Annotated in this window: 12 protein-coding genes; 7 read left to right on the top strand and 5 right to left on the bottom strand. The window is 58.5% G+C overall.

Annotation, left to right across the window (positions count from 1 at the left end):
- Positions 1-79: 79 nt before the first annotated feature.
- The 5 genes from rlmF to ACP7A4_RS10755 all read right to left on the bottom strand — a co-directional run bounded on the left by rlmF (position 80) and on the right by ACP7A4_RS10755 (position 6,674).
- A complete protein-coding gene (rlmF, locus tag ACP7A4_RS10775; RefSeq protein ID WP_426246740.1) occupies positions 80-1,096 on the bottom strand; it encodes a 23S rRNA (adenine(1618)-N(6))-methyltransferase RlmF in 1,017 nt (338 codons plus the stop codon).
- A 147-nt stretch (positions 1,097-1,243) separates the two neighbouring features.
- Positions 1,244-4,090: a valine--tRNA ligase gene (locus tag ACP7A4_RS10770; protein ID WP_426246738.1), complete on the bottom strand. Its 2,847-nt coding sequence runs from the start codon at positions 4,088-4,090 to the stop codon at positions 1,244-1,246.
- 196 nt (positions 4,091-4,286) lie between these two features.
- Positions 4,287-4,676: a DNA polymerase III subunit chi gene (locus tag ACP7A4_RS10765; protein WP_426246736.1), complete on the bottom strand. Its 390-nt coding sequence runs from the start codon at positions 4,674-4,676 to the stop codon at positions 4,287-4,289.
- A gap of 7 nt (positions 4,677-4,683) precedes the next feature.
- Entirely contained in the window at positions 4,684-5,124 is a 441-nt protein-coding gene (locus tag ACP7A4_RS10760; RefSeq protein ID WP_048363267.1) for a DNA polymerase III subunit chi, read from the bottom strand.
- A 59-nt stretch (positions 5,125-5,183) separates the two neighbouring features.
- Positions 5,184-6,674, bottom strand: a complete 1,491-nt coding sequence (locus ACP7A4_RS10755) for a leucyl aminopeptidase (RefSeq protein WP_048363268.1) — start codon at positions 6,672-6,674, stop codon at positions 5,184-5,186.
- A 320-nt stretch (positions 6,675-6,994) separates the two neighbouring features.
- On the opposite strand from ACP7A4_RS10755, the gene lptF reads away from it, so the two are divergent.
- The 7 genes from lptF (at position 6,995) to recO (ending at position 14,683) form a co-directional block, all read left to right on the top strand.
- On the top strand, positions 6,995-8,113 hold the full coding sequence (gene lptF, locus ACP7A4_RS10750; RefSeq protein ID WP_048363269.1) for an LPS export ABC transporter permease LptF: 1,119 nt from the start codon (positions 6,995-6,997) through the stop codon (positions 8,111-8,113).
- Complete coding sequence (gene lptG, locus ACP7A4_RS10745; RefSeq protein ID WP_048363270.1) at positions 8,106-9,167, top strand: LPS export ABC transporter permease LptG; 1,062 nt, start codon at positions 8,106-8,108, stop codon at positions 9,165-9,167. The genes lptF and lptG overlap by 8 nt, the downstream gene beginning before the upstream one ends.
- Before the next feature lie 162 nt (positions 9,168-9,329).
- Entirely contained in the window at positions 9,330-11,129 is a 1,800-nt protein-coding gene (gene lepA / locus ACP7A4_RS10740; protein ID WP_048363271.1) for a translation elongation factor 4, read from the top strand.
- 5 nt (positions 11,130-11,134) lie between these two features.
- Entirely contained in the window at positions 11,135-11,989 is an 855-nt protein-coding gene (gene lepB, locus ACP7A4_RS10735; RefSeq protein ID WP_048363272.1) for a signal peptidase I, read from the top strand.
- A gap of 261 nt (positions 11,990-12,250) precedes the next feature.
- Positions 12,251-12,940 (top strand): ribonuclease III, encoded by a 690-nt coding sequence (gene rnc / locus ACP7A4_RS10730; protein WP_048363273.1) that lies wholly within the window; start codon positions 12,251-12,253, stop codon positions 12,938-12,940.
- Positions 12,933-13,835, top strand: coding sequence for a GTPase Era (era, locus tag ACP7A4_RS10725; protein ID WP_048363274.1), 903 nt, complete (start codon positions 12,933-12,935; stop codon positions 13,833-13,835). The genes rnc and era overlap by 8 nt, the downstream gene beginning before the upstream one ends.
- Positions 13,836-13,993: 158 nt before the next feature.
- On the top strand, positions 13,994-14,683 hold the full coding sequence (recO, locus tag ACP7A4_RS10720; protein ID WP_048363275.1) for a DNA repair protein RecO: 690 nt from the start codon (positions 13,994-13,996) through the stop codon (positions 14,681-14,683).

Raw genomic sequence — 14,683 nt, 5'->3', positions numbered from 1 at the left:
CCGCGACTTAAGGTTTTGCGACGGCTGGGCCGCCGAACGCAGCTCGTCAGCGGCTACGAGGTTTCGCGTACTCACGCGATTACTTCCAGTTCTTTTCGCGCCACAGTTGCTGTTGATCTTTGTCATGGAACGTCCAGGCCACAAAGCGGCTTTGCTTGTTGCCCTGGGACATGTCCACGACCTGGCTTTCGCGTGCACCGGCCTTTTTCAGCGCGGTCTGGATTGCTGGCAGGTTGGAGGCTTTTGACACCAACACGCTGAACCACAGCACCTGACGGGCGACCTGCACGCTTTCGCGGATCAGTTGGCTGACAAAGCGCTGTTCGCCGCCTTCGCACCACAACTCGGCCGCCTGGCCACCAAAGTTCAGCACCGGCAATTTGCGTTTCGGATCGGCCTTGCCCAGTGCGCGCCATTTGCGCTCACTGCCGCGCGTGGCTTCGTCCAGCGAGGCGTGGAACGGCGGGTTGCACATGCTCAGGTCGAAGCGTTCGCTGCTGTCGAGTACATCCAGCAGGATTTTCTTCGGATCAGGTTGCAGGCGCAGGCTGATGGCTTTGTTCAGGCTGTTGGACTGTACGATTGCCTTGGCCGCTTTGACTGCGGTCGGGTCAACTTCGGTGCCCAGGAACTGCCAGCGGTATTCGCTGTGGCCGATCAACGGGTAGACGCAGTTGGCGCCCATGCCGATATCCAGCACGCGAACGTTTTGCCCACGCGGGATCTGACCATCGTTCATGGTTGCCAGCAGGTCAGCCAGAAAATGCACGTAGTCGGCGCGACCCGGAACTGGCGGGCACAGGTAGTCAGCCGGGATGTCCCAGTGAGCAATGCCGTAAAACGCCTTGAGCAGGGCGCGGTTGAACACGCGCACAGCACTCGGGTTGGCGAAGTCGATGCTCTCTTTGCCGTACGGGTTGATGATGACGAACTCGGCAAGCTCAGGGCACACCGAAATCAGCTGCGGGAAGTCATAGCAGCCCTGATGACGGTTGCGCGGGTGCAGGCTGGGCTTGACGCGCGGCTCGACCGGTTTGGCATCGCTGGCAACCTTGGGCTTGTGGCGTGTGGCTTTGGAAGTGCGGGGGGTAGTCATGTTCAATTCATTCCACAAAAGCAATCGCGGGCAAGCCCTAAAACCGTGTAGGAGCAAGCTTGCTCGCGATGATCTTGATGACCATCGCGAGGCAAGCTCGCTCCTACACAAGAGTAGGTCTTGCCCGCGATCAGGTGCGCAGCTTAATTACAGGCTGGAAATCCGCGCGTGCTGTTCAGCCAATTTGCTCAAGGCTTGTTCGGCCTCGGCCAATTTGGCGCGTTCCTTGTCAATGACTTCGGCCGGAGCCTTGTCTACGAAGGCTGCGTTCGACAGTTTTGCGCCTACGCGGGCCACTTCGCCGTGCAAACGCTGGATTTCCTTGTCCAGTCGCGCCAGCTCTGCATCCTTGTCGATCAGACCGGCCATTGGCACCAGCACTTCCATTTCGCCTACCAGTGCGGTGGCGGACAGAGGGGCCTCGGCGCCGTCTTGCAGTACGGTGATCGCTTCGAGTTTAGCCAGCTTTTTGAGCAGTGCATCGTTCTCGCTCAGACGGCGCTGATCTTCGGCACCGACGTTTTTGAGGTACAGCTGCAAAGGCTTGCCTGGACCGATGTTCATTTCGCCGCGGATGTTGCGGATACCGAGCATCAGGCCCTTGAGCCATTCGATATCGTCTTCGGCGCCCTGGTCGATACGCGACTCGTTCGCCACCGGCCACGGTTGCAGCATGATGGTCTTGCCTTCAACGCCGGCCAGTGGCGCGATGCGCTGCCAGATTTCTTCGGTGATGAATGGCATGAACGGGTGCGCCAGGCGCAGCGCGACTTCCAGCACGCGAACCAGCGTGCGGCGGGTGCCACGCTGACGTTCTACGGGCGCATTCTCGTCCCACAGCACAGGCTTGGACAGCTCCAGATACCAGTCGCAGTACTGGTTCCAGATGAACTCGTACAGGGCTTGCGCCGCGAGGTCGAAACGGAACTGATCAAGGTGACGGGTCACTTCGGCTTCGGTGCGCTGCAACTGCGAGATGATCCAGCGATCGGCCAGCGACAGTTCGTAGGCTTCGCCGTTTTGGCCGCAGTCTTCGCCCTTGTCCAGCACGTAGCGTGCAGCGTTCCAGATCTTGTTGCAGAAGTTGCGATAGCCTTCAACGCGGCCCATGTCGAACTTGATGTCACGACCGGTGGAGGCCAGCGAGCAGAAGGTGAAGCGCAGGGCGTCGGTGCCGTAGCTGGCAATGCCGTCGGCGAATTCGTCGCGGGTCTGCTTTTCGATCTTCTTCAGCAGTTTTGGCTGCATCAGGCCGGTGGTGCGTTTGGCCACCAGGTCTTCGAGTTCGATGCCGTCGATGATGTCCAGCGGGTCCAGCACGTTGCCCTTGGACTTGGACATCTTCTGGCCCTGACCGTCACGTACCAGGCCGTGTACATACACGGTCTTGAACGGAACTTGCGGGGTGCCGTCTTCGTTTTTCACCAAGTGCATGGTGAGCATGATCATCCGGGCAACCCAGAAGAAAATGATGTCGAAGCCGGTGACCAGCACGTCGGTGGAATGGAAGGTTTTCAGCGCTTCGGTTTTTTCCGGCCAGCCCAGGGTGGAGAACGTCCACAGGCCCGAGCTGAACCAGGTGTCGAGCACGTCGTTGTCCTGTTGCAGCGCAATGTCCGGCCCCAGATTGTGCTTGGCGCGCACTTCGGCTTCGTCGCGGCCTACGTAAACCTTGCCCGATTCGTCGTACCAGGCCGGAATGCGGTGGCCCCACCACAGCTGACGGCTGATGCACCAGTCCTGGATGTCACGCATCCACGAGAAGTACATGTTTTCGTACTGTTTAGGCACGAACGCAATGCGGCCATCTTCAACGGCGGCAATGGCCGGCTCTGCCAACGGCTTGGTCGATACGTACCACTGGTCGGTCAGCCACGGCTCGATGATGGTGCCCGAACGGTCGCCTTTCGGCACTTTCAGGGCGTGATCGTCGACGCTGACCAGCAGACCGGCTTCGTCGAAATCGGCAACGATTTGCTTGCGCGCCTCGAAACGATCCAGGCCGGCGTACTGGGCTGGCAGGGTGCCGTCGATGGTTTCGTTGAGCGTGCCGTCGAGGTTGAACACCTGAGCGGCTGGCAACACTTTTGCGTTTTTGTCGAAGATGTTCAGCAGCGGCAGGTTGTGGCGCTTGCCGACTTCGTAGTCGTTGAAATCGTGGGCCGGGGTGATTTTCACGCAACCGGTGCCGAATTCAGGGTCGCAGTAGTCATCGGCGATGATCGGGATGCGGCGGCCGACCAGTGGCAGCTCGACGAATTTACCGATCAGGGCCTTATAGCGTTCGTCTTCCGGGTTCACGGCGACGGCAGCGTCACCCAGCATGGTTTCGGGGCGGGTAGTCGCCACCACCAGGTAGTCCAGACCTTCAGCGGTTTTGGCACCGTCAGCCAGTGGGTAGCGCAGGTTCCACAGGAAACCTTTCTCGTCGTGGTTTTCCACTTCAAGGTCGGAAATCGCGGTGTGCAGCTTGGTGTCCCAGTTAACCAGACGCTTGCCACGGTAGATCAGGCCGTCTTCGTGCAGGCGTACGAAGGCTTCCTTCACGGCTTCGGACAGACCGTCGTCCATGGTGAAGCGCTCGCGGCTCCAGTCTACGGACGAGCCGAGGCGGCGGATCTGACGGCTGATGTTGCCACCGGACTGGTCTTTCCATTCCCAGATCTTGTCGAGGAATTTTTCGCGGCCCAGATCGTGGCGGTTCAGACCCTGGGCTTCGATTTGGCGCTCGACCAGCATTTGGGTGGCGATCCCCGCGTGGTCGGTGCCCGGCTGCCACAGCGTGTTGCGACCCTGCATGCGACGGAAACGGATCAGGGCGTCCATGATCGCGTTGTTAAAGCCGTGACCCATGTGCAGGCTGCCGGTGACGTTCGGCGGCGGAATCATGATGGTGTACGGGTCGCCCGCGCCTTGCGGGGCAAAATAGTTTTCTTCTTCCCAGGTTTTGTACCAGGAAGTTTCAATGGCGTGCGGCTGGTAGGTCTTATCCATGCGCGGCGGGACCCTATTGGCATTAATTCAGGAAAGCCGGCAAGTATAGCGGGGCGGGACGCTGAGGGCGAGGTGTGGGTTGCTTTATGTAGCCGCTGGCGCAGGCTGCGATGGAGCGCGTAGCGATGCGGATGTTTTGAAGGCCCTGCGGGCCTTATCGCAGCCTGCGCCAGCGGCTACAGGGTTTGTGTCTGCATCAGCTCTGATGTTGGGCGAGCAGGCGCTCCATGTGCGCATCAAGGCGGCGCTTGATCTCGGTTTCGATGTGCGGGGCGAAGTCGTTGATCACGTCTTGCATGATGGTCTGGGCGGCGGTGCGCAGCTCTTTGTCCAGATGAACCAGCAGGGCGTCGGGGGCTTTTTCTGCTTGTGCGGCAGGCGCCATGGCCAGCGGGATTTGCACGGGCGCCGGCGCTGCGGGTGCCGGGGCGATCATGTCGTCGAGCAGCGGAATCTGAATGCCTTCCTCGCCCACCATCTCGGTCAGCAAGGGTGGTTGCAGGCCCTCGTCGCCCAGCAACTGACGAATGGACTCAAGATCATCGAGCAGGTGTGCAGCTTTTTTCGGTGAATTGGGGGTGTCCATCGTGTGCTCAGAGTCGTTGTAACTTGTGGTCTTGCAGAGGATAGCCCTGTTCACGGTAGAAGCGGAAACTCTCCCGTGCGGCCTGTCGAACGGCAGGGTCTTCGACGACCACTTCGGCCACGCGGGCGAAGCGTTTGAAGCATTCGGGGACTTTAAGGTCCAGGTTGATCATTAAGTCCTGATGGCTGGCAGGCGCGTCGGCGATGCCCATCACAATCACGCCATCGGGTTCGTCCTCAACATGGCTGTGAGGCACAAAGCTTTCGCCCTTAAAGCGCCACAGGCGTTCATCCAGCGCTTGGCGTTGGGCTGTGTCCGTGCAGTGCAGGTACACCCGATGCCCCAGGCGCCAGGCTTTGTCGGTGAGTTTGCAGGCGAAGTCCAGCCGCGCGGCGGGGTCGGCGCTGGGCAGGATATAAAAGTCGACTTTGGTTTTTTCAGAGGTCATTGCGGTTCCTGAATCGGGGCTGCACCACACTCAAGCGGCGCAGCCTGCGATCATCAGCTTCAAGCGTTGGCGCGATCCAGCAGGTATTGCGTCAGCAACGGAACCGGGCGGCCGCTGGCGCCTTTGTCCTTGCCGCCGCTGACCCAGGCGGTGCCTGCGATGTCCAGGTGAGCCCAGTGATAGGCCTTGGCAAAGCGTGACAGGAAGCAGCCTGCAGTGATGGCACCGGCTTTGGGGCCGCCAATGTTGGCCATGTCGGCGAACGGGCTGTCCAGTTGCTCCTGATACTCGTCGAACAGCGGCAGTTGCCAGGCGCGGTCGTCGGCTTGTTTGCCGGCGTCGAGCAGTTGGTTGATCAGTTCGTCGTTGTTACCCATCAGGCCCGAAGTGTGGGCGCCCAGAGCAACCATGCACGCACCGGTCAGGGTCGCGATGTCGATCACTGCCTGCGGTTTGAAGCGCTCGGCGTAGGTCAGGGCATCGCACAGCACCAGACGGCCTTCGGCGTCAGTGTTGAGGATTTCAACGGTTTGCCCGCTCATGGTGGTCACGATGTCACCCGGACGCGCTGCGCCGCCGCTTGGCATGTTTTCAGCGCAGGCCAGAATGCACACCAGGTTGATTGGCAGTTTCAGCTCAAGGACGGCGCGCAGGGTGCCGAACACGCTGGCAGCGCCGCCCATGTCGTACTTCATTTCATCCATGCCGGCGCCCGGCTTGAGGCTGATGCCGCCGGTGTCGAAGGTGATGCCTTTGCCGACCAGCACGAACGGCTTCTCGGATTTTTTACCGCCCGAGTAGTTCATCACGATCAGGCGCGGCGGCTGGTCGCTGCCTTGGCCCACGGCGTAGAACGCGCCCATGCCAAGTTCTTTGATTTTCTTCTCGTCGAGAATCTCGACTTTCAGGCCCTTGAACGCTTTGCCCAGTTCTTTGGCCTGTTCGGCGAGGAACACCGGGTGGCAGATGTTCGGCGGCAGGTTGCCCAGATCGCGGGTGAAGGACATGCCGGCAGCAATCGCCTGCGCGTGAGTCACGGCCAGTTGGACCTCGGCCTGAGCGGCTTTGATGGTCAGCAGGGTGATTTTTTTCAGCGCGCGGGGTTCGGCTTTCTGGCTTTTGAAGCGGTCGAAGGTGTACTCGCCATCGACCAGGGTTTCGGCCAGCAGGCGGGTTTTGCTGTAGCTGTCACGGCCTTTGACCACCAGTTCGTCGAGGGCAAACACGGCGTCGCTGCCGCCCAGACCCTTGAGGACGCCCAGGGCGCCGCTGATGATTTTGCGAAACGGACGGTCGCCCAACTCTTCATCTTTACCGGTGCCCAGCAACAATACGCGCTCAGCCTTGATGTTCGCCAGGTTGTGCAGCAGCAGGCTTTGGCCGGTTTTACCCGCCAGGTCGCCGCGCTTGAGGACTGCGCTGATAGCGCCGCCGGTGAGTTCGTCGATGGCTTTGGCGGTGTGGCTGAGCTTGCGGCCTTCGCCGACGGCGACCACGAGAGTGGCCGTTTTCAACGTTTCTGGGCTAACGCTTTTTACAACCAGTTCCATGTCCGGGTCCCTGAATCAAATGGTCAACGTGCGCCCAAACCCTGGGGTTTGAGTGCTTATGGATGAAACGCTTCACCTGTCTATGCGGGCATGCGTCAAGGCGGGCAGTTTGTACCCCGTCGGTCGCGGCTGACAACCCTCGTGTGGTCTTCAATGAGTGCTTTGTAACCTTGGGTAAGCAAGCGCAGTGACAGGCGAGGGTATTCACAGGATAATGCGCCATCTTTTTAGTCCGCTGCGCTCATCTATGATGAGTGTCTGGCTGGCTGGTAATGCCGTGTGTTTGGCCGCCTTAGCCTGACGACCCTGGAGTGTCTGGTTTGATCGTCTTCCGTTATTTGTCCCGCGAAGTCCTGCTTACATTGAGCGCTGTCAGCGCTGTGCTGCTGGTCATCATCATGAGCGGTCGTTTCATCAAGTACCTGGCGCAGGCAGCTTCGGGTGCCCTGGACCCGGGTTCTTTGTTCCTGATCATGGGCTTTCGTCTGCCCGGCTTCTTGCAACTGATTCTGCCTTTGGGGCTGTTTCTGGGCATTTTGCTGGCCTACGGGCGCTTGTATCTCGAAAGTGAAATGACCGTACTGTCCGCCACCGGCATGAGCCAGCAACGTTTGCTGGGCATGACCATGGTGCCGGCCGCTTTTGTCGCCTTGCTGGTGGCATGGCTGAGCCTGAGCCTGGCGCCGCAGGGTGCCAATCAGTTCCAGTTGTTGCTCAACAAGCAAGACGCGTTGACCGAGTTCGACACCTTGGTGCCGGGCCGCTTTCAGTCATTGAGTGATGGTTCCCGGGTGACGTACACCGAAGAGCTGACCAATGACCGGACTAACCTGTCAGGCGTGTTTATCTCGCAAAAAAATCTCGGTCAGGACGCCAAAGACCGCAGTATTTCTGTGTTGGTGGCCGAAAAAGGCCGTCAGGAAGTACGCCCCGACGGCAGTCGCTGGTTGATTCTGGACAATGGCTACCGTTATGACGGCAACCCCGGTCTGGCGGACTACCGCGCCATCAAGTACGACACCTACGGCGTGCTGTTGCCCAAGCCTGATGCCAGCGATGAAGTGACGGACCGCGACGCGATCCCGACCCTTGATCTGATCGGTAACAAGGAGCCGCGCGCGATTGCCGAGTTGCAATGGCGTATTTCCTTGCCGCTGCTGGTGTTTATCGTGACCTTGATTGCCGTGCCGCTGTCGCGTGTCAACCCGCGTCAGGGCCGCTTCCTCAAGTTGCTGCCCGCCATTCTGCTTTATATGGGTTACCTGACCATTCTGATTTCGGCCCGTGGCGCGCTGGAAAAAGGCAAGCTGTCGCCGACACTGGGCCTGTGGTGGGTACACGTTCTGTTCCTGGCCATTGGCCTGTTGTTGCTGTATTGGGAGCCGCTGCGCTTGAAGCTGGCGAGTCGCCGTAGCGTGAAGGAGATGGCGCGTGGGTAAGCTAGATCGCTACATCGGTAGCAGCGTCTTTATGGCGATCCTGGCTGTGCTGGGGATTATTTTGGGTCTGGCGTCGTTGTTCGCGTTCATCGATGAGATGGGCAGCATCAGTGACAGCTATACCGTGATGGACGTTTTCAGTTTTGTGTTGCTGACGGCCCCACGGCGCATGTACGAAATGTTGCCGATGGCCGCGTTGATTGGCTGTCTGATTGGTTTGGGCAGTCTGGCCAGCAACAGTGAGCTGACCATCATGCGGGCGGCGGGTGTGTCGATCGGCCGGATTGTATGGGCGGTGATGAAGCCCATGCTGGTGTTGATGGTCGCAGGTGTGCTGGTGGGCGAGTATGTGGCCCCGGCCACCGAGACCATGGCTCAGGCCAATCGCGCACTGGCGCAGGGCGGCGGTGATGCACAAAGCTCCAAGCACGGTCTGTGGCACCGCCAGGGTGAGGAATTCATCCACATCAACGCCGTGCAACCTAACGGCACGCTGTTTGGTGTGACCCGTTATCGCTTTGATAAAGAGCGGCACATGCAATCGTCGAGCTTCGCCAAAAAAGCGGTGTTTGATCAGGATCACTGGCAGCTTTCGGATGTCACCACCACGCTGTTTCATGACCGCAGCACCGAAGTGGTCAGTGCGCCGGTCGAGCGCTGGGATGTGGCCTTGAGCCCGCAATTGCTCAATACCGTGGTCATGGCGCCAGAATCGCTGTCGATCAGTGGTCTGTGGAGCTACATCCACTACCTCAAAGACCAGGGGCTGAACAATGGCCGCTACTGGCTGGCATTCTGGGTCAAGGTGTTGCAGCCGCTGGTCACAGCGGCACTGGTGTTGATGGCGATCTCCTTTATCTTTGGTCCGCTGCGCTCGGTGACATTGGGGCAGCGTGTGTTCACCGGTGTGCTGGTGGGCTTCACCTTTAAAATTGCGCAAGACCTGCTGGGGCCGTCCAGCCTGGTATTCGGTTTCTCGCCCTTGTTTGCGGTCCTGCTGCCCGCCGGTATCTGCGCGTTGGCGGGTATCTGGTTGCTGCGCCGGGCGGGTTGATTGCTCTTTAATGCTTGAACCAAAAGCCTCTATCTCGCGATAGGGGCTTTTTTGTCAGTGTGCATTGGCCTGTGAACGTGACGCTTGGCGCGATCATCAGGTACAATTCCCGGCTATTTTTCGGCGGGCAGTCTGCCTGCGACTTTTTTTGAGTGTTGACCCGTGAGTGATTTGAGTCATATCCGCAATTTCTCCATCATCGCCCACATTGACCATGGCAAGTCGACGCTGGCCGATCGCTTTATTCAGATGTGTGGTGGCCTGACCGCCCGTGAAATGGAGGCCCAGGTACTGGACTCCATGGACCTGGAGCGTGAGCGCGGGATCACCATCAAGGCCCACAGCGTTACGCTGTATTACACGGCCAAAGACGGTATTACCTATCAGCTGAACTTCATTGATACCCCGGGCCACGTTGACTTCACCTATGAAGTCAGCCGTTCCCTGGCGGCCTGTGAAGGTGCCTTGCTGGTGGTCGATGCGGGGCAGGGCGTTGAAGCCCAGTCCGTGGCTAACTGCTACACCGCTATCGAGCAGGGGCTTGAGGTAATGCCGGTCTTGAACAAGATCGACCTGCCGCAAGCCGACCCGGACCGGGTGAAGGAAGAAATCGAAAAAATCATTGGTATTGATGCCACTGATGCCGTGACCTGTAGCGCCAAGACCGGCCTGGGCGTGGACGAGGTGCTTGAGCGCCTGGTGCACACCATTCCTGCGCCAACCGGTAACTATGAAGATCCGCTGCAAGCGTTGATCATCGATTCCTGGTTCGATAACTACCTGGGCGTTGTGTCCCTGGTTCGCGTGCGCCACGGCCGCGTGAAAAAGGGCGACAAAATTCTGGTTAAATCCACCGGCAAGATGCACCTGGTCGACAGCGTGGGTGTGTTCAACCCCAAGCACACGGCCACCACGGATCTGAAAGCTGGCGAAGTAGGCTTCATCATTGCGGGTATCAAGGACATTCACGGCGCGCCAGTGGGCGATACCCTGACCTTGAGCTCCACCCCGGATGTCGACGTACTGCCTGGTTTCAAACGTATTCAGCCGCAGGTGTACGCTGGCCTGTTCCCGGTCAGCTCTGACGACTTCGAAGACTTCCGTGAGGCGCTGCAAAAGCTCACGTTGAACGACTCGTCGTTGCAATACACCCCGGAAAGCTCTGACGCGCTGGGCTTCGGCTTCCGTTGCGGCTTCCTCGGCATGCTGCACATGGAGATCATTCAGGAGCGCCTTGAGCGCGAGTACGACCTGGATCTGATCACCACTGCGCCGACGGTAATTTTTGAGTTGCTGCTCAAAACGGGTGAAACGATTTACGTCGATAACCCGTCCAAGCTGCCGGACGTTTCTTCGATTGAAGATATTCGCGAGCCGATCGTGCGCGCCAATATCCTTGTGCCTCAAGAGCACTTGGGCAACGTCATAACCCTGTGCATTGAAAAACGCGGTGTTCAGCACGACATGCTGTTCCTGGGTAGCCAGGTACAAGTGACCTACGACTTGCCGATGAACGAAGTGGTTCTGGACTTCTTCGACCGTCTCAAGTCCACCAGTCGCGGCTATGCTTCGCTTGATTACCACTTCAACCGCTATCAGTCGGCTAATCTGGTCAAGCTTGATGTATTGATCAACGGCGAAAAAGTGGATGCCCTGGCACTTATCGTTCACCGCGACAACGCTCACTATAAAGGGCGTGCGTTGACCGAGAAGATGAAAGAGCTGATTCCGCGTCAGATGTTCGATGTGGCTATTCAGGCTGCCATTGGTGGCCAAATCATTGCGCGCTCGTCTGTTAAAGCGCTTCGTAAAAACGTACTGGCCAAATGCTACGGTGGTGACGTTAGCCGTAAGCGCAAGCTGTTGGAAAAGCAGAAAGCCGGTAAAAAACGCATGAAGCAAGTGGGTAACGTGGAGATTCCACAAGAAGCCTTCCTTGCGGTGCTCAGGTTGGATAGCTAGGTCCTATGTCACTAAATTTCCCGCTGTTGCTGGTCATTGCTGTAGCCGTCTGCGGTTTGCTGGCGCTGCTCGATCTGGTCTTCCTGGCTCCGCGCCGGCGCAAGGCCATTGCCAACTATCAAGCCAGCGTCAAGCCGGCTGATACGCAGGTGATCGAGAAGCTCAACAAAGAGCCGTTGCTGGTTGAATACGGCAAGTCGTTCTTCCCGGTGTTGTTCATCGTGCTGGTGCTGCGTTCGTTTCTGGTTGAGCCGTTCCAGATCCCGTCCGGCTCGATGAAGCCGACGCTGGATGTGGGCGACTTCATTTTGGTGAACAAGTTTTCTTACGGGATCCGCTTGCCGGTGATCGACAAGAAAATCATCGAAGTGGGTGATCCGAAGCGTGGCGATGTGATGGTGTTTCGCTACCCAAGCGATCCGACAGTCAACTACATCAAGCGTGTAGTGGGCCTGCCGGGCGACAAGATTCGCTACACCAGCGACAAAAAACTGTACGTCAATGACCAACTGGTGGCTGAACAACTGGTGGGTTCGGAGCCTGGCACGTTGGGCAGTGCCGAGCTGTACAAAGAGAAGCTGGGCGAAGTGGAGCACATGATCCGCAAGGAAATGAGCCGCTACCGCACGCCGCCCGATCATGAGTGGACGGTCCCGGCCGCGCACTACTTCATGATGGGTGACAACCGCGACAATTCGAACGACAGCCGTTACTGGGATGATCCGAACATTCCCAAAGACGAGCTGGGCATGGTCCCCGACGAGAACATTGTCGGCAAGGCCTTCGCTGTTTGGATGAGCTGGCCCGAACCGAAAACCAGCCATTTGCCGAACTTCTCGCGAGTGGGTCTGATCAAGTAGCCAAGACGGCGCTGTTAATAACAGCGCCGAATGCTTTTCAGGTGTCCGAATAAATCGGTTGCCTGACGGTTCTTACAACCGCTTTGTCGCGTCAGACAGGGCGGTCAACAGTATTCAGGATGTGGATTTGAACAAAGCGTTAAGTGTGACGGCGGCGAACAGTGTGTTCCCTGTCCATTTGCTATGCGATAAACGAGCATCACTGATCCCTAATATCGGTCCGGTGGTGACATTCGGCCACGAACTCAGCGTGGGTAAATCGTGAGTTTTTCTTTAGAGCGTTTAGAGCGTCAGCTCGGCTACACCTTCAAAGACCAGGAACTGATGATTCTGGCCCTGACTCACCGCAGCTTCGCGGGGCGCAATAACGAGCGCCTGGAGTTTCTGGGTGATGCAATTCTCAATTTTGTAGCGGGCGAGGCGTTGTTTGACCGCTTCCCGTTGGCCCGTGAAGGCCAACTGTCGCGTCTGCGCGCGCGCCTGGTAAAAGGCGAAACCCTGGCCGTGCTGGCCCGTGGTTTTGAGCTGGGCGAGTACCTGCGTTTGGGCTCGGGCGAGCTCAAGAGCGGCGGTTTTCGCCGTGAGTCGATTCTGGCAGACGCCCTCGAAGCGCTGATCGGCGCCATTTACCTGGATGCAGGCATGGACGTTGCCCGCGACCGCGTATTGGCCTGGCTGGCCAGCGAGTTCGAGACGTTGACCCTGGTCGACACCAACAAAGATCCAAAGACTCGCCTGCAAGAGTTCTTGCAGTCGCGTGCCTGTGATCTGCCGCGCTACGAAGTGGTAGATATCCAGGGCGAACCGCATTGCCGCACTTTCTTTGTGGAGTGCGAAATTGCCTTATTGAATGAAAAAAGCCGGGGTCAGGGTGTGAGTCGTCGTATTGCCGAACAGGTAGCGGCCGCAGCAGCACTGATTGCCCTTGGCGTGGAGAATGGCCATGACTGATTCAACTGCAACACGCTGTGGCTATGTCGCCATTGTTGGTCGACCAAACGTGGGTAAATCCACACTGCTGAACCACATTTTGGGTCAAAAGCTGGCGATCACCTCGCGCAAGCCGCAGACCACCCGTCACAACATGCTGGGCATTAAAACCGAAGGCGCTGTACAAGCGGTCTACGTTGATACCCCGGGCATGCACAAAGGCGGCGAAAAAGCCCTGAACCGCTACATGAACAAAACCGCTTCGGCGGCGTTGAAAGACGTCGACGTGGTGATCTTTGTGGTCGACCGCACCAAGTGGACCGACGAAGACCAGATGGTGCTGGAACGCGTGCAGTACGTGACCGGCCCGCTGATCGTCGCGTTGAACAAGACCGACCGCATTGAAGACAAAGCCGAAATGATGCCGCACCTGAGCTGGCTTCAGGAGCAACTGCCGAACGCCCAGATCATCCCGATCTCCGCTCAGCACGGCCACAACCTTGAAGCGCTTGAGCGTGTGATCGCCGGGCATTTGCCGGAAAACGAGCACTTCTTCCCGGAAGATCAGATCACTGACCGCAGCAGCCGCTTCCTCGCCGCTGAGCTGGTGCGTGAAAAAATCATGCGTCAAATGGGCGCCGAGCTGCCGTATCAGATCACCGTTGAGATCGAAGAATTCAAGCAGCAGGGCAAAACCTTGCATATCCATGCCTTGATTCTGGTTGAGCGTGACGGTCAGAAAAAAATCATCATTGGCGACAAGGGCGAGCGCATCAAGCGCATTGGCACCGAAGCGCGCAAAGATATGGAGCTGCTGTTCGACTCCAAAATCATGCTTAACCTGTGGGTGAAAGTGAAAGGCGGCTGGTCCGACGATGAACGCGCCTTGCGTTCGCTGGGCTACGGCGACCTGTAATCCCAGGCCGCGGCAGCTCCTTCCACGCGCTGGGGGAGCTGCCAAGGCATGACGCAGCCTCGCATTGCTCCTCAGCGGCTACATGCACTGTGTCCGTGATCCTTGACCGCCAACCAGGTATCTACAGAGATTGTCTGTTGGCCCCCGAGATAGCAGGCATGTCCAGCAAAACCCCCACCCCCCAACTCGCCTATGTCCTGCACAGTCGCCCCTATCGCGAAACCAGTGCACTGGTCGACTTTATTACCCCACAAGGGCGATTGCGGGCCGTTTTGCGCAGTGCGCGCGGCAAGGCCGGCTCTCAGGCCCGACCTTTTGTCCCGCTGGAAATCGAATTTCGGGGCCGGGGTGAACTGAAAAACGTCGGGCGCATGGAAAGCGCAGGCCTTTCAACCTGGCTCAGCGGCGAGGCCTTGTTCAGTGGCCTTTACCTCAATGAGTTGCTGGTGCGCCTGCTACCGGCTGAAGACCCCCATCCCGCCGTGTTCGATCACTACGCCGCCACCTTGCTGGCGCTCGCCGAAGGACGTGCGCTTGAGCCGTTGTTGCGCGCCTTTGAATGGCGCCTGCTGGATGACCTGGGCTATGGCTTCTCACTGACTCAAGACATCCACGGTGACCCCGTCGCCGTGGACGGCATGTACCGTTTGCAGGTCGATGCTGGCCTTGAGCGCATTTATCTGGTGCAGCCGGGGTTGTTTCACGGTGTTGAACTGCACGCGATGGCGGATGCCGACTGGAGCACGCCCGGTGCCTTGTCTGCGGCCAAGCGTCTGATGCGCCAGGCCTTGGCCGTGCATTTGGCGGGCAAGCCGCTGGCCAGTCGCGAGTTGTTTCGCAAGCCCTGA

Origin of the sequence: Pseudomonas sp. TWR3-1-1, from assembly GCF_049896545.1 — a bacterium.
GTDB classification, from domain to species: domain Bacteria; phylum Pseudomonadota; class Gammaproteobacteria; order Pseudomonadales; family Pseudomonadaceae; genus Aquipseudomonas; species Aquipseudomonas weihenstephanensis.
The sequence above is the reverse complement of the archived record's forward strand: the minus strand, read 5'-3'. Positions and strand labels throughout refer to the sequence as shown.